Annotated in this window: 21 protein-coding genes; 1 reads left to right on the forward strand and 20 read right to left on the reverse strand. The window is 49.7% G+C overall.

Features of this window, described 5'->3' with window-relative positions; translation table 11 throughout:
- Positions 1 to 20: 20 nt before the first annotated feature.
- The 20 genes from CXF88_RS16020 to CXF88_RS16115 all read right to left on the reverse strand — a co-directional run bounded on the left by CXF88_RS16020 (position 21) and on the right by CXF88_RS16115 (position 14,304).
- Positions 21 to 323: a hypothetical protein gene (locus tag CXF88_RS16020; protein WP_071681717.1), complete on the reverse strand. Its 303-nt coding sequence runs from the start codon at positions 321 to 323 to the stop codon at positions 21 to 23.
- Between the two features lie 77 nt (positions 324 to 400).
- The gene (locus CXF88_RS16025; RefSeq protein ID WP_071681718.1) at positions 401 to 745 is read right to left on the reverse strand and encodes a hypothetical protein; all 345 of its coding nucleotides are present in this window, start codon (positions 743 to 745) and stop codon (positions 401 to 403) included.
- A 192-nt stretch (positions 746 to 937) separates the two neighbouring features.
- Positions 938 to 1,291, reverse strand: a complete 354-nt coding sequence (locus CXF88_RS16030; protein ID WP_240500571.1) for a topoisomerase II — start codon at positions 1,289 to 1,291, stop codon at positions 938 to 940.
- Positions 1,292 to 1,359: 68 nt separating this feature from the next.
- Complete coding sequence (locus CXF88_RS16035; RefSeq protein WP_071681719.1) at positions 1,360 to 1,551, reverse strand: hypothetical protein; 192 nt, start codon at positions 1,549 to 1,551, stop codon at positions 1,360 to 1,362.
- A 57-nt stretch (positions 1,552 to 1,608) separates the two neighbouring features.
- Entirely contained in the window at positions 1,609 to 1,884 is a 276-nt protein-coding gene (locus CXF88_RS16040) for a hypothetical protein (protein ID WP_071681721.1), read from the reverse strand.
- Positions 1,885 to 1,888: 4 nt separating this feature from the next.
- Complete coding sequence (locus tag CXF88_RS16045; protein WP_071681723.1) at positions 1,889 to 2,335, reverse strand: hypothetical protein; 447 nt, start codon at positions 2,333 to 2,335, stop codon at positions 1,889 to 1,891.
- Positions 2,325 to 2,714, reverse strand: a complete 390-nt coding sequence (locus CXF88_RS16050; protein WP_071681725.1) for a hypothetical protein — start codon at positions 2,712 to 2,714, stop codon at positions 2,325 to 2,327. Before CXF88_RS16050 ends, CXF88_RS16045 begins: the two co-directional genes overlap by 11 nt.
- Before the next feature lie 61 nt (positions 2,715 to 2,775).
- Complete coding sequence (gene yfaE, locus CXF88_RS16055) at positions 2,776 to 3,000, reverse strand: class I ribonucleotide reductase maintenance protein YfaE (RefSeq protein ID WP_021293651.1); 225 nt, start codon at positions 2,998 to 3,000, stop codon at positions 2,776 to 2,778.
- 64 nt (positions 3,001 to 3,064) lie between these two features.
- A complete protein-coding gene (locus CXF88_RS16060; RefSeq protein WP_071681775.1) occupies positions 3,065 to 3,949 on the reverse strand; it encodes a DNA adenine modification methylase in 885 nt (294 codons plus the stop codon).
- Positions 3,950 to 4,022: 73 nt separating this feature from the next.
- Positions 4,023 to 4,523: a hypothetical protein gene (locus tag CXF88_RS16065; RefSeq protein WP_071681728.1), complete on the reverse strand. Its 501-nt coding sequence runs from the start codon at positions 4,521 to 4,523 to the stop codon at positions 4,023 to 4,025.
- 80 nt (positions 4,524 to 4,603) lie between these two features.
- Positions 4,604 to 5,143, reverse strand: coding sequence for a hypothetical protein (locus CXF88_RS16070; RefSeq protein WP_071681730.1), 540 nt, complete (start codon positions 5,141 to 5,143; stop codon positions 4,604 to 4,606).
- A 268-nt stretch (positions 5,144 to 5,411) separates the two neighbouring features.
- Entirely contained in the window at positions 5,412 to 5,747 is a 336-nt protein-coding gene (locus CXF88_RS16075) for a hypothetical protein (RefSeq protein ID WP_038220028.1), read from the reverse strand.
- 61 nt (positions 5,748 to 5,808) lie between these two features.
- Entirely contained in the window at positions 5,809 to 7,605 is a 1,797-nt protein-coding gene (locus tag CXF88_RS16080) for a VWA domain-containing protein (protein WP_022635557.1), read from the reverse strand.
- Between the two features lie 84 nt (positions 7,606 to 7,689).
- Positions 7,690 to 8,967: a DUF3150 domain-containing protein gene (locus CXF88_RS16085; RefSeq protein WP_071681732.1), complete on the reverse strand. Its 1,278-nt coding sequence runs from the start codon at positions 8,965 to 8,967 to the stop codon at positions 7,690 to 7,692.
- 198 nt (positions 8,968 to 9,165) lie between these two features.
- Entirely contained in the window at positions 9,166 to 10,176 is a 1,011-nt protein-coding gene (locus CXF88_RS16090; RefSeq protein WP_022635555.1) for a lambda-exonuclease family protein, read from the reverse strand.
- 61 nt (positions 10,177 to 10,237) lie between these two features.
- Positions 10,238 to 11,230 carry a phage recombination protein Bet gene (bet, locus tag CXF88_RS16095; RefSeq protein WP_071681734.1) on the reverse strand — a complete coding sequence of 331 codons (993 nt, stop codon included), beginning with the start codon at positions 11,228 to 11,230 and terminating at the stop codon, positions 10,238 to 10,240.
- Between the two features lie 159 nt (positions 11,231 to 11,389).
- Positions 11,390 to 12,295 (reverse strand): hypothetical protein, encoded by a 906-nt coding sequence (locus CXF88_RS16100; protein WP_071681736.1) that lies wholly within the window; start codon positions 12,293 to 12,295, stop codon positions 11,390 to 11,392.
- Positions 12,296 to 12,305: 10 nt separating this feature from the next.
- Positions 12,306 to 13,274 (reverse strand): AAA family ATPase, encoded by a 969-nt coding sequence (locus CXF88_RS16105; RefSeq protein WP_022635552.1) that lies wholly within the window; start codon positions 13,272 to 13,274, stop codon positions 12,306 to 12,308.
- Between the two features lie 219 nt (positions 13,275 to 13,493).
- Positions 13,494 to 13,679: a hypothetical protein gene (locus tag CXF88_RS16110; RefSeq protein ID WP_154398366.1), complete on the reverse strand. Its 186-nt coding sequence runs from the start codon at positions 13,677 to 13,679 to the stop codon at positions 13,494 to 13,496.
- Between the two features lie 304 nt (positions 13,680 to 13,983).
- Positions 13,984 to 14,304 (reverse strand): hypothetical protein, encoded by a 321-nt coding sequence (locus tag CXF88_RS16115; RefSeq protein ID WP_013141561.1) that lies wholly within the window; start codon positions 14,302 to 14,304, stop codon positions 13,984 to 13,986.
- A 293-nt stretch (positions 14,305 to 14,597) separates the two neighbouring features.
- Here CXF88_RS16115 and CXF88_RS16120 point away from each other — a divergent pair, with 293 nt between their 5' ends.
- A complete protein-coding gene (locus CXF88_RS16120; protein WP_071681740.1) occupies positions 14,598 to 15,239 on the forward strand; it encodes a hypothetical protein in 642 nt (213 codons plus the stop codon).
- Positions 15,240 to 15,247: the final 8 nt, after the last annotated feature.

A 15,247-nucleotide genomic window follows, 5' to 3' on the forward strand; every position in this document is an offset into this window, starting at 1 on the left:
CGATGGGTTTAAAGTGGTTCTCAGTTCACAGCAACGCCGTGAGACTGAATGGCATTAGCAAAGCCAGCCATATGTTCAGGAAAGGTGTAGCGGTTAATGTCCTGGCTGCGAGCCAGATTGACATGTACCTTTTTCACCTTCGTATCGTCAGAGTCGTACTTCTCAAGCGCCAGCTTTTCAGCTTCTTCCGGATCTCGGCCCAGCGAGTAGGCGTAAATCACAGAGGTGAAGCCAAGTCCTGAGCCGAATGCGTAGACTTGTTTCTCGAAATGGACGTCAGCGAAATAGATGCTGAATCCAGATTTGAGGTTATGTTTTTCCATGATGCTCTCCAATTAGTTTGGGGGCGCACCACGTCCCGAGCCGGGCGGATGCACCCGGCTTAGGGTTGATTGATTGATCAAGCTGTCACGCCAGCCTGAGTTTTTATTGCTTCAAGAGCGATCTCTGCCTCCTTGATAGAACCAGTGCTGTACAGCTTATGCAGCACCCGTCCAAGGTTCACAGAGGTCTTTTCTTTCACTTGGAGATACTTGACATAAAAGTCATACAGTTTCTCAGCCTGCTCTAGGTGGGACATGCTCTCAACGGGAATGGTATTCCCTGGATTGCAGTACCACTTCCCGAGCACCTTTTGTACAAATCCCTCTTTGTCTCCTACGAACTGATTTGAGCCAAACACCCCACTGGTTGGTGAGAGTTGAATAACAGAAATCGGATTCGCAAAGCTGGCAAGAGTAGTCATAGTTGTGGCTCCATGTTTGACAGGGAACCACCAGCCCCAGGGGCAGTGATCCCCCAAGGGTTAAGTTGAATGCTGTTTGTTTGAGGAGGCCAGCTACCTCACTATTCACTCTCGTCAGAGAGCAAAATCTTGCTTTCCGAGGGGCACAAAACTTTCACATGTGAAAGTCGATGCCGCTGGGAAAGCAGGGGGTTAAACCCCCGCTTTAACCCGCGCTAAGCGGTTTAGGATAGACTTCACGCCTTCCCTTATTCCAGATGGATCGTAACCGGCTTCACCGCAGCAGGCCACAAATGAGAAAGGATGCACCTCGTCGGACATCATCCACTCCATAGTTTCCTGCTTGATTTCAGTTCCTGCTCGACCATCTGCCAGGACCCTAAGGCTGTGCCATAGAAGCCCATATCTTAACTGCTTCACCTCATCATCAGACCATTCAAGCCTTGGATCAAATGGAATAACTTCTGCGGTTTTCGGCTCTTCGTCCAAGAAAAAAAGAGGCAGCTCAAGCTGGCTTTCCTTCTGGATCATCTTTACTGCGTTCATGGTGGCTCCTTTTATGGGCACCATGCCCCCACGGGGGCATGAAGCCCCCAGTGGGGTTACAGTCATAGTTACTTCGCGCCTGCCAGTTGAGAGTTGATACTCTCTTCCAGCCAGATTTGAAGTGATTCAAGGTCACACTTGTCTTTCAGATTGCTTGCTTTACGTGCATCTTCCGACACAGCGCTCAACATGGCGTTAGCCTCAGCAAGTGATTCAACATTGTTCCCTGGGAACACAATCGTTTGACTGTGATCTGTCATGGTCTTCTCCTTTGAGAATGTGGGACCGTCTCCCATCAGGAAGAGCAGCCCCGAGGGTTAAAAGTAAAAATCCTCCAGCTCTTCATGATCCGGCTTTTGCTTGACTGACTGAGGCAATTCAGCTTCGTCAGCAAACTCAAACTCAGGATGAAAAGCGGGATGGAATCCTCGATGCCAAACTGGATGGTCGTTATCGAGATCTAAGTAGCAGTGCCTTCCACTAGCAGGGTGGTAACAGTAAAGCCATTGCCTACCACTGACGGTAAACGGCTTCTCTGTACCACCACAGGCTGGTAAAAGGTTATCTGCTGCTATATGCGCTACAGCGGTCATAGGCTCAATCCTCGTCATCACGAACACAAAGATCACGAGCAACTATCTCCGCTGCTATCAACGCATAATCATTACCTTGCCAGAACCATCGTTCCGCCAGCTCATAGGCTTCACTGGAAGGCTCGCCATAACCATGAGCAACCACGTAATCGTGGAATAATTCATGTTCAAATGACTTGCCATCAGCTTCCATGAACCAGCCGACGGGGCACTCCAGAATGCGATGTCTGACAACATCTCGTTCCGAATACCCTTCTCTGACAGCTTGCTCCAGCATTTCCCTCGACATACCTGGTGGAGTGATTATCTCCAGGCTGATCCCCTCGCTCCCAGCAAGGTTGTCGTCGTATGGAAGACCGGCAAGTGTAAGGTGGTTGCGTTTGCACCAACCTATAGTCCGGAGAATCCGACCTTTATCAGATTCTCTGGCCGTGTATCGGTTAAGCTGCATAGCCACCTCCAGCCCTCTCGCTTTCTTCGATGTCATTGCCAAGTTCGACCATTCCAATCAGGTCTAGCTGGGTCATGTCCGAATCCAGAGAACAATCAATCGCTGACTGTATGATGCCTTTGTGAGCCAATGCCAAAACCGACTTAATTGTCGAAAGCAGAGACTCGGCTTCGCTTTCGATTTGTTCCAGAATGTCTTTCCACTCCCAGTGCTCAAACGGTTGCCAAACGATCAGATCATCAGGCTCATCTCCCCGCTCTACGCACTCAGACAAATACTCATAAGTCTTGTACCAATTCTCTTGTTGACCCAGTTCACTGAGCACTTGAGCAGTAGCATGACCGTATGCGATTTGTTCAACTTTGGTTTTGATAGACATAGTGTTTCTCCTCGTGATGGATAGAGGAGCCCCACCCGCAGGAAAGGCCCCTCCGGATGGGTTAAATTTCCAAGGTCACATCAGTTTTTGCTTTAGCGCAGCAAACCAACACTTCCCCTTCTTTGACAAATGCGACGGGGATCTCGTCATAGGCCACTTGACCTTTGAGAAGACGAACCCGGCACATGCCACAAAAGCCACTGCGACAATGCGTTTCAACAGTGAGGCCTTTATTTTCGATTTGTTCCAGCAGAACATTGTTGCTGGCTTGCAGTTGTACGTTCATGGTCACGCTCCTTAGTTATTGATGAGCGCGACCACCCCTTCCGGGATGTCACGCCCCGGTTGGGCTACTCAGCAAGTGCATAGACACCTACCTCGATGCGAATAAAGAACCTGGCATCTTGGAGAACCTGCCTGACCTTTGCTTGCCAGTGGTTATTCTCTCGATGCTTTGCATAAGGTTCGATCTCTTGATAAATCTGCTCCAGCTTCAACGTCTTCCCTTGCAGGACACGCCGTATTGCAGCTTTCCATGTTGTCGAAACCATATTGGTTGCTCGACGGTGAACCGCAGCAAGAAGACTAAGCGATGAGGCAACGTCGTTACGACGAAACACCAACAGTTTCTCATGGGCGATACGCACCAGCTTCCCAGAATACTGAGTTCGATCACTCACACAGTTGTGCTGCGTTTTTATGATCTCATCCACCAGCTTCCCAGGCGCTATACGTTCTACAAGGCTAGAGAGGTTGTAATAGTCCCCATCTCGCCTCAGGTTTCCCATAAGTATTCCGTAGTGTCCCCCTCGCTCGCAGGCGTCATGAATGTTCATAACAGCCAGCTCCAGAGCTTCAACGAACTCCGGCAAGTTCATGCGACTCATGTCCCATTTGTTGGGCTCGCCCCACTGCATACCGGAATACTGAATCATGTCCCAGTAGGGAGGATGCCACCAGATAAGGTGGGCAGGCTCTCCCAGGAACGAAAGGAAGTCATCCCGCAGCAGATTGAATCCCTGATGCAAGTCTGTTCCTTTGAAACGGATACCAAGTTCATTGGCAACGTCGATACTGGAACCTCCCCCTACACTGGGATCGGCCACCAGACCATTAGGCTTTCTCATGTAGGATTCAATAAAGTCCTTCACAATAAAGCCTGAGCAGTTACCTCTGTACTTGTTGTTTCCGTAAGGCCCCCTATTTTCGTAGGAGCATACTGATGATTTGAACATGGCGTCCTCCATCATAGATGGGGCGCACCATGCTCCCATCAGGGGCAGGTTCGCCCCTGGTTAGGGATTAAGATCAAGCGTTATCTGCATACCACCAGCTAAGGCGATTGCAATCACGAAAGAAAGCAACTTTATCGGGAGCCTTCATCATGACAACATCACCTTCGCAGTAGGTGCATAGCTCAAGCGTTGCTTCATTTTTCCAAAAGGCACTGCACCCCGAATCTTGGTACATAACCTCCCATTTGGGATGGCGCAAGTACCGACGGAAGAAATCGAGAGTGTCACCGCAGGGAAAGCTAAAGCGTTCCATCACTGAACCATTTTCAGTCAGTTCAGGTTTAACTTTGCCGGTCTTTAAACGCTTCTTGATGATGCGCTGAATCCAACGAAGTCGTGCAAACAGCCGCTTGGTGTCTTTCTCGTACCACTGGGGATTACGCTTGCTCCAATAGAGCTTGGCGAATATCTCTCCTGACAGGTCCTTCATCTGGTTTTCGTTGAGTCCATCAAGAAAACGTCGAGAAGGTTTGTCGTGGTTAAGAACTGATTCCAAAGCTGATAATTTTTTCATAAGGGCTCCTTATTGCGATTGCAGAGCCCCTGCCCCTCAGGGCTATTGAGGCCCCATAGGGTTATTAATTGAACGGCGGATTAATGTGGGTTCGTAAATCGAATGGCTTTACCAATAAAATCAGCCATCAGCCGATTCCCAGTAGAGCTGAAATAGCTCTGCCACTCTTTCCAACCACCTACAGACTCGACCGAACTTGGAGACTCGAAGATACCCCAGATACGCATTTCACAACCACGTTTCAAAACTCGGTTTACTTGGTCAACCAAATATTCCTTGTTCTGCAATGACGATAGATTGCAAGGCATCTGCATGATTAGCTTTTCAGCTTGCTCAAAGTCGATTTTTTCAATCAACCCCGTGCGGGTATCTACAGAGAACGGAACCACCTGCTGACCGTGGTTAGACCACAGCCAATGGGTGATATAGATCGGATTGACACCAACTTCCGTTGGCACCAAAACGCTGCCGCAATCTCGCAACAGCCATACCAAACGCAAACCATCAAATCTTTCCAGAGACTCCACATCGGTAGTGATGTCATCTTTGTAGATTTCAGGCAGCTTATGTTCGGCGGCAAGAGAGACCATTACGGATTTCAGATTAGTTAAATGAGACATGTGCGCTCCTTAAAGTAATTTTGGGGCACACAGAGCCTGACAGGCGCAGTGCGCCCTTAGGCTGAGGTTTAATGCTGTTTGTTTTAGGCGACCAGCTATCGCACGTTTTCGCTCTCCGAAGAGAACAAAACTCACTTTCTCAGCAACCCTCAGCGAAGGCATCTGAGAAAGTGGGAGGGTATTCCCTCCTCACTTTGATTGTTCCACGAGAGCAGTGTGAACAGGAACGCTCAAACTGCCCTTTTAGGGTGCAAAGATCAAAGACGTATCAACTAACACGCCTTTTCAGTTCTTCGACCAGATGTTCAGGCACCTTGCTCGCAGTACAGACAAGTAAGGTATCGAGGCCAACTGGCTTACGAAAGCTCTTGTTTGACCAGGAATCACCAACTGATGACTTTGCCCAATCAATTGCTTGCCCAAGATTGTGGAACTGCCGCCTGCCTGTGTATCCCATACGACTATCCAAGGTAACACCTTGGAAAAGTCTCCAGTACATTGGAGGAATGCGCTTGGCAAGCAGTATGAAAGGCGTATCAGGCACTATGGCCCTTTTACCTTTGTTCCGATGATACAAATCCAAGGATGGATGGAATTGATTCATAGACTCTCCAAATAAAAACGGCCACCCCCGAAGGGATAGCCGTTTATCGTTTCACTTCCTGTTAGGCCGCAAAAGCAGTCAATGACCGCTCCATCAACTTAAACAGTGTGCGTTGTAAAGCTGCCGCGTCATCAATGACAATGTTCTTGTGGAACAGTCCTGATACTGCGGTAGTCTCTACCCCTATACCGATCACCTCAACATCACTTCGTTCGCAGAGGTCAATCACAGAGCGACATGCCGGAGCGCTTTGAGGCTGCCCGTCAGTCACCACGATCAACATTTTCCGCTCTTCACGGGTCTTGGTGAGTTCAAAGGCTGCATACCACATGGCTTCCGCCATAGGAGTGCCGCCTGTTGCTTTGAACCCAAATCGACCGGCCCGATTTTGAACAGTGTCTCCATGCTTAACGACGCTAAACACTGGTTGATTCCGATTGCCACCAAAAAAGGTAACAGCCGGGTTTACGCCGGGGATCGCTGCTAGGGCCATCGAAATAGCCAAAGACGCTTCCCGCGCAATGTCTTGACGCTCCTTTCCATTGGCGGCCTTGTAGGCCATCGAGGAGCTCATATCAACCAGGATGTGAACCGCCGTGTTAGGGCGCTTCTTGGCTTCCGGCTTGAGGAATACGCGAGTATCACCCGTCACTACACGATGTAGCTTCCGAGCATCCACACGCTTCCCTGAACGTTGATTACGGTGAGCAACTCGCTGGCTGGCCTGAACCAATCCGTAAAGCTGCGTTCTTATCTTTGAAGTGGTGCTCTTCACATCCCCCACAAGGCTTTTGCCAACAGCAGGATTGTTTTGGGTATCTACAGCGGAGCGAACAGTCATATAGCTGTTATCCCCCTTATCCTGAGCCACCCGGTTAAGCTCGGCTTTTAATGCGTCATGCGCGTCACCACGCAAGTCACCGGCACCGGCATTCAGAACCTGCTGTAGCATTTTGGCCGCGTCTTGTTTCGCCGCGTCAGAATTACCACCAGCCTGGCTTTGTCCTGCCTTACTGCCACCATCAGCATCTGACTTAGCTTGGTCGCTCTGTCCTTTCGGATCAGGCTTCCCGCCAGCTTCATCTTGCTTCTGATTTTTGCCTTGCTGATCACTGCCTCCGGCACTAGGCCCTTGGTTCTGATCATTACCACTTCCACCCTGATTGTTCTGAGGTTGGTCTCCACCAGCGTTTTGTTGGTTGTTACCGTCCTGACCATTCTTGGGTTTCTGCTCTTCTTTTTCCTTTTCCTCTTCGATCATCTTGATGATTTGGTCGGCCAAGGATACTACCTCTGCGGTGGATTTCGTGTTCACAGCTTTACGCAGCAAAGCGTTCAACCGAACCACAACACCTTGAGGAAACACTCGCTCGAATACGGTAGTAGCCGAATCGAGATAGGGTTGCAGGACAGATTGCCCAACAGCCTTAGTTTGCAGCCAGTACAAACAGAACCCTGTCAGAATGGAGGCTGGAGCCTCTTTATCTGTGACGTGCTCGTAATGACCAGCTTGAGCCATATAACGAGCGACTTCATTCAGGGTTTGTGAAGTGCCTGGGAAGAGATCCATCATGGCGCGTTCAATACGGCAGTCCTCCAAAACGTTGGACAGCTCAGCATGAAGGCCTCTTCGGCGTTCGACACCAAAATCCGTAAAACGGACGTGGGCGGCTTCATGGGCCAAATACCCCCAAACAGCATCCATATTTGGATAGTCGTCGGGGATATTCGGAACCACGATGGTTTTACCGTCGGTATAAGCGTCATCGTTACCGATTGCCACTTTAACACCGAGTTTTTCACCATAGGCTGCGGCCACGATAGGTAGAGCGCTGTAAATGGTGCGTTTTTTGGACATATCTTTTCTCCTGATTGAGAAGGAGATAGTCCACCCCCGGAGGGGATGGCTATCCCCTCCGGGTCGGTTTAGTTGAAGTGACTATTAAAAGAACAAGTCACCATCATCGTCAGTTTTAGGCGGTTCCTGGTTGAGAGGCTCCGTAGCAGGCTCCTCTTGGATGGGATCGGGTACTACCAGAGTTTCCTCAGGTAAAACAGGCTCATCCTCAACATCAACGTATTCATCTTGAACAGCATCACCGGCATTGGGGTCATCTTCCGACTCGCCCTCACCTCGCTCTGCAAAATTCTTGAAGAAACTGTCAATGTCTTCATCCACGTCAACGGCGTCACCACCGTTGTTGGTCTGTTCAGATTGAACAGCGCCAGCACCACCTACCTGTTGCTGCACAGTGTTGTCACCCTCTAATACGAGGGCAGACTCACCAGCTTTATCGCTTTCCAGTCCGGCTTTTTCATTTTTAGAACGGTCCCCCATATGGGCTTCCGAACCACCAATGTTAAGAGCCATTCCCTCTACAGTGATCGAACCGTTGGCATACTCCTCGATGCGTTCCCTTTCGCTCATGATCAGCACTGCGGCCACGACCTGATAAAAGAAAGGTGCAACGATGTTACGACCATCAGCATGTTGCTCGTAGCCACGAAGGGTCTGATCGAGCAGATTGACCAAAGGGTTAAAAGCGCTGTTCAAGAAGCTAAGCCCATCCACTTTGTCGCGGATATTACGGAGGGTTTGACGTGTCGTAACCGCGCATTGGTCTCGACCTGCCAGACGTTCCATATAGAACTTATTTGCTTCCTGAACTACTTCGGAGACAAGATCGTCACCAAGACGCTCAACCTTGCGGTTAAGACGCTTAGCGTTAGCCTCATCCTCGTTCACCGGCTGAATCATAAACACCTGATATTCAAAACCAATCCGCTCTTCGACCGTTTCCTTTGGAAGGGCTCCAGCGCGTATGGCTCGTTCGTATTCAGGGTTTTCCTGACACCATTCATCCACAGCTTTGTTATAACCGTTGATGAAATCCTGTTTCAATTGGTTGAACTGGTAGTTGATGTCATTCAGCTTGTTACAGATTTCATCGGTCCTGCTGACAGGGACGGCAAATCCGTTCATAAACGGCATACCGAATTTCAGCAGGAGACGACGAGTTTCTGTTTTCAGGCGATGAAAGCCTTTCAGCTTCGCCGGATCACAGATTTTTTTACTTCCTAGTTGAGCGACTTTCTCAGGTGGTATTTCACCACCCTCACCCAGCTTGAGGTCAGATGCAGACAAACGGGTTTGTCCGCTCCAAATGTCAAAGTCAACGTGGATAACACAAAGGCTTTGTAGATGGTTCACTTTAGTCATGATGCACTCCAAAAGTTGGGGGCGCACCACGTCCCGAACCGGGCGGATGCGCCCGGTAGGGCCAGTAAATTAACGTTAATTTGCTGTTTGTTTTTGGCGACCAGCTATCGCACATTTTCGCTCTCCGAAGAGAACAAAATCTCCTTTCCGTTGAAGACTCTCAGAATCTCCAAGGGAAAGCGGGGGAAAATCCCCCACTTACCAGTAGCATGTAACTACTTCTTCCGGCAGATCATCAAGAGGAGCAAGTACGTCCTCATCAACAATGTACCGTGGTTTCACCGAACCTGTAACCGTTACACGGCAACGTTCGGATGACCTCTCTCTGTACTGGTCAATATCCTCAGGCTTAACACCTGATGCTTTGTCAGCAAGCAGTTTTTTGTAGTCTACCCGACCAGCCGCTTTGTATCTCGTCACCATCACGCCGCAGTAGTCGGCATGGAAGTATTCCCCCATGAGGGACTTCATGGTATCGAGATGAGGTTTTTGCCTTTCTTGAAGCTCAGTCAGTCGCTGTTTAAGCTCCTGAATCTCAGCATCATAGAGGCGGTATTCCTCAGCAGCAGCAATCCAACAATTGACCTCACCACCTTGCGGTATGTATAAGTCTCTCTCTGGATCTTTATCAGGTTCCTTCTTGTCTACTACCTGTTGCCAGAACTTTTTAGCCTCAGCCAAGATTTCTTTTATCATGGCTTCGTCTCGGAGTATTGGAAACTCCTTTATCTGTCCTTCAAAGTAGAAGACTAACCAACCTTGCTTAGCACCCGTAACCAGGAGCTGGTGTTGCACCTGCGGGTAATAAAGCTGGTATGCCTTGCTGTTTGCTTTCTCAGCACAAACATCTTCCCATACAGTAGCACTCGGGCTTTTCAGCTCGACGGGTTCCCCGTTATCTCTCAGGCCATCCAGGGAGGCCCTCATGAGCGGGTATTGAACCGATTGAACACAGGCAGGGAGGAGCATATCATCATACTTCTCCTCAAAAGCACGTCTTGCGGCATCTTCGTTTTCTATCCCCCGGCGAACCAGCGGATTAAGACTCAGATCGACTTCTCGCGCATACCCAGTCTTCTCGGCCCACAGTCTCCATCGTGTTTTGTACGGAGACCGGTTGAGCAGGATAGCGGCGTCAGTGGCTGTTACACCTTGACGCCGCCAATCAAGCCAATCTTCCTCGCGTTGCGATAGGTTGACTATTTTCATGGACCTCTCTCCAGTGGTTAGGAGGGAGATCTCCCCCAGCAGGGGAGTCCCCCCGTTGGGGTTAGTAGTAATGCCCTTCTGCGCCCTCCTCTTCTGCTACGGGGATCATGTCCACGTCACTCAAAGGCGGCACTTCATCGGCACCAGACTTTGCATTAGCTGGGCCACCAGCGATGATGGGCTCTTGCTCATGCGTTTCCTGGTAGTCAGGCTTCGGTGGCTCCATTTGATCCAATTCCTTCTCACGAAGAAATTGAGTCGCATATTGCAATTCCGAACCTTCATACCGTCCCTTCACATACTCATGCGCCGCAGACCATGCCTTTTCAGCAATAGCGCGATTTGCGAGTTTGGTCAGGATCGGATCAAGCTCTTTATGCTCGATAGCCAAAGGCTCTTGGCTATGAACTTGCGTCGGTGAAGGGAGGTTGGCAATAGCCGGGTTAATGGCTGATGCTTGTTCCATTTCACGAATACGTTCAGCTTCATCTTGGTCATAAATACCGGAGAAGCCAAAAGCGACACGAGAACACTGGATCAGTGACTTATGCCGGAGTTGACGCTTGGTGTGTGTTTGCCAAGGACCAGTGACAACATAAGGGCCGTGTTGCCCATTTTTCTGCACTGGCTCTCGGTAAACTTCGTCAATGAACTCCTTGATCCGGATAGGGCGAGATCTGTCCTTACGGTAAATCACGCATTCTATCCACTCAGGACACTCAACGTTCGCGCCTTGCATTCTGATCATCTTGTCCGCGTAAACGAACTCGACGCCATCATACTGGGGATGATCGTTGATGATACGGCTCCAACCATCAACGCCTACAACCGGAATAATCCCATTTTGCTTATCAGGAAACGCATAGATTTCCCGAGTGAAAGGGTTTAAGCCGTATTGTTCAGCCACGATCAAGAGCGTCATCATCTGCTCATCGGTCGGTGCGCTGCCATCTCGCTGTTTGAACGCTGTAGCCTTCAACGTGTCATAGAACTTCCGGGTGTCAACACCAAAACGTTCAGCGATACGGGTTACAAGAGATTTGCTATCAGACATGGTGTTTCTCCTATTCACTAATGAACGGTTTGAGGACACCATGACCCCATCGGGGCATCGGTGCCCCCGTAGGGTTTAGTAAGAACTGGCGGTGTTACCCGCCAGCCAAGTTATTTGGACAGGGCCAACTTTCCTAACAGGGAGTAGCCTCCGTTAGGGTTAAAAAAAGTGATCCTCTTGTTCGGAGTCGATCTCTGCCAGCCGAATCAGCTCAGATACAAGGCCAAGCCTTTCTGCATCCGCTCTTACTTCGTCGTAGCTGAAACCAAACCGTTCAATGAGGGGGTTTAGTGAATCAAAACGCTCGTAGTCGAAGGTGATACCCTGTTCATCACAGAAGGCCACCAGCGGCTTATCAACGTTTGAAAAGTCATCCGCGAAACGCTGTTGTAGGTAAACCAACATCAGCAGGGGTTTGTGACCATGTTCAGGGCGGAGTTCACCAGCGCCTTCCAGCGTTGCTGGATGGATAGTGTTCTCGCCAAGACCAGTGCTCACCCCAAGCTCATAACCGCTGTCTGTACGCATTAGCACACAGGGCAGCAAGTCGTTAGAGCCTTCATTCCGAGCAACCTCAAAGCCGATCAAACTGGCTCCTTTGGCAAATATCCCAGCTACAAAACCTTTGAAGAGGTTTATGTCGCCAGGAGGTAACTCAGAGGGCGGAGACAACAGCCAGTTTAGAGATCCTAATCTGATTGTTTGTTCGGCTGAAACATTTCCCCTTTCCAGCACAGTCTGTGTCTCTGCGTTTACCAGCACCTCATCCAGAAAGGTGTACCCCTGGCTGAGAAACTGTGACACATACTGGCTTTCTTTGTCCTTATAGGACATTGGGATCGTGTCTGGGCCGTTGGCTTCAAAAGGTCCTTCGAGCTTTGTCTCAGACCAGTTTTCAGCTTTCCCATCAGTGACGGTTCGGTTTAGCTTAACCATCGTGAATTGGCCTGGCTCCGAGGAGCTGGGCTCCCGGAGAGCTTTGTAGCCAATAAATACCTCGAATGTTTCCAACGTTACCGCATCTTTGAATGTGTAACGACGGCACAAACAGTGATTTTTCTTCATGCGTCACCCCTTAGCGCCATTGGTCCCCAAACACATCCTTCGCAACACGCAGGATGGCTTCACGCTCCTCTTTGGCCGCACGGATAAGCAGAGCTTGATCTAGGGCGTATTCAAGAGCATTTGGGGCACCTCGGAACGCAAGAGACAGTTTCGCCCAACGCACCAACGTCCGGGTGGACATGGTGATGCTTAGCTGACCATCTTCACCGTTTTCACCAAGAAACAGTTTGCGGACCTGATTAGCAATCCGAACCATTCCCTTCCGTACATTTTCCGGAAGTTTCGGAGTAACACGGCCAAGAATGCTGAGTTCAGCTTCCTCATCCGCATACCCTACTTTGGTGAAACGATAGCGATCCATAGCTGCGAGGTTCTGCATCATCACCCCCTGGTACAAACCAGAAGCATCACCGGAACCCGTAGAGTTACCAGTAACGACCACACGAAACATTGGGTGTGGTTTGATGATTTCTCCACCATTCTGAGTGATCACAAGAGGACGCCCTTCAAGGACATCGTTGAGACCAGCCAGCTCGGCAGGGTCGGCCAAATCCACCTCGTTGATGAGGAGTAGATGACCTTCACGCATAGCAACTGCCAGAGGTCCATACATGAACTTCATGACAGGTGGTTGACCTGGTTTTTCCGCGACCAGAGCGTGATGTCCAATCAGATCTGTCAGTTCCATCCGCCCGTGGGCAGTGATTTGCTGAACAGGCCAGTTGAGACGACCAGCGATCTCGGTGATACCAGAGGTTTTACCAGACCCGGTAGGGCCGGTTACGAACAGTGCGTCACCGCCAGGTTCTTTGAGATAGGCCAAAACCTCTCGCAGAAACTCTTTGCGGAAAACGTAGTTGGTATCAGTGGCAGGGATAAAAGGGTGCGAGCCGTCAGCATAGCCGATGGCAGTTACCTTCTCCGGAATGCTAGGCATACCGAAAACCTTGCTTACTGAGAATTGAGTATATTGAGACATAGGTGCGCTCCTAAATTTGACAGGCGCACCACGTCCCGAACCGGGAGGATGCGCCCGGTTGGGCTAGTAAATTAACGTTAATTTGCTGTTTGTTTTTGGCGACCAGCTATCGCACGTTTTCGCTCTCCGAAGAGAACAAAATCTGCTTACTGATGGCTTTACCATAAGTAAGAAGACTTCTTTGAGAGAGAAGAGTAGCCTCTCCTAGAGGCTACTCCCTCAATGGACGAACATCACCACATCGTCGTCTTGACCAATGACCCCAGTTTCTTTGGCCCATTTCACTGCTTCGCTGTGCGCCAGGTAGGCGCTGGAATACAGTTTCGGATCAAATTTCACCTCGCGTCCATCAGCTAGATAGATGATGCCTGCTTGATCGTCGTAAACATGAAGATTCTGTTGCATTCGACATTCCCCCTGTAGCTTGTCGTCAAAGCAAACTGAAACCAGAAGACTTTGAGGACAAGCCACAGAGGCTTGACCAGAAAGAGAGGGGGTTCCCCCTCTCTTTTCGTTGACTATCAGCAGTAGCCAAACGATTCAGCTATTCTCACGAAAGGACGAGAGATTGCCCAACCAGTAGGGATACACATAGCGATGATAGCGATTTCCATGATGTTGCTCCTAAGCAAAAAAGGGGCAACATCCCCGTCGGGGTATGATTGCCCCGATGGGTTTGAAAGTGTCGAAGATTACTCAGCGACAGTAATTACCAAACAAGATCCTTACCCTTACGAAGGTAAGTAGGGATTTCGAGATAATCCCAATCAGGTTCTTGTTTAGCGGCTTCTTGAACTTGAGTTACCTCAGGTTCAACGGCTACCTTGGCTTGCTCAGCCTTAGCAGCACGTTCTTTTATGACGGCCTGTACAGACCGCATTGCAGGAACTGCGAATTTGTTCCAAAGGAACAAACCGATACGCTGGAACACTTTAGCGAGAGCGATGAAGGAAAATGCAAATACCTTCGCGCCAACGTACAGTGCGCCCAGAGATGCAAGCAGAACTACAATGAAAGTGATGATGTGCATGGTGTTGCTCCTATATAAAAAATCAGGGGCAACACCCGGAAACCGGGAGAAGCCCCCGGTTTGGGGTTAAGTAATGCCATACGGCATAAAGCTAGATGCTGTTTGTTTTTGGAGACCAGCTATCTCACCTATAGCCGCAGAGCGACTAAGATGGTTCAAATATAACTCACCTTTGCTCAAGAGAAAACGCTGTAACTGTCCATTTTGGGCACTTTGGGATGTCAGGTTACAGATTGACCGCATTTATCCTTTCCAGTGCGTTTATCTGTACCTCAAATCTAGGAGTATCTCTAATGGCAGAAGCACAAGCAGCAGTGGACACAAACAGCGACCGTAGCAACCACTACTCTCGCCCTATTTTCAAACAAGTATTGAAAGTGAATAGCCTCCAGGCTCAGCGAGTCATGGAGCGCAGCTTTGAGCGAGTTTCCAACTCTCTGTTCTCCATCGACGTTATCCTTCGTATCATCGGTGAGCAGGATGAAATCGACCAGGTTGAAACTGTCATCCTGGAACAAATCTCCAAGGTCTCCGAAGATCTGGACAAAGCCACCGCCCAACTTAACAAACTGATGGAAGATAACGGCATCGACATGATGCCGGGCTATACCAACCCGAACGAATACACCATCGAGATTAACTCTCCCCAAGTTGCCCAGTTCGCGCATCTGATCCGCAAGCTGGACAAACTGATGGGGATCGTTGATACACTCTGGTTAAACACCGTTCTGACCAGCAAGCAGCGCACTGACGCTACCTATCAGTGGCAACAGCGCCTCATCAAACTGGCAGGTCGCATCATCGGCATCGAGAAACGAGCTCGTATTTCAGCACACACCAAAGGTAAAGAAGGTGAAGTGGCACAAGCAGCTCCTGAATCTGAAACTGGCGACAAAGAAATCGCAGACGAAGCCGAAAAAACGAAAGCAGCATAACCCAGCCC

Source organism: Shewanella sp. ALD9, from assembly GCF_002836315.1.
Taxonomy (GTDB): Bacteria; Pseudomonadota; Gammaproteobacteria; order Enterobacterales; family Shewanellaceae; genus Shewanella.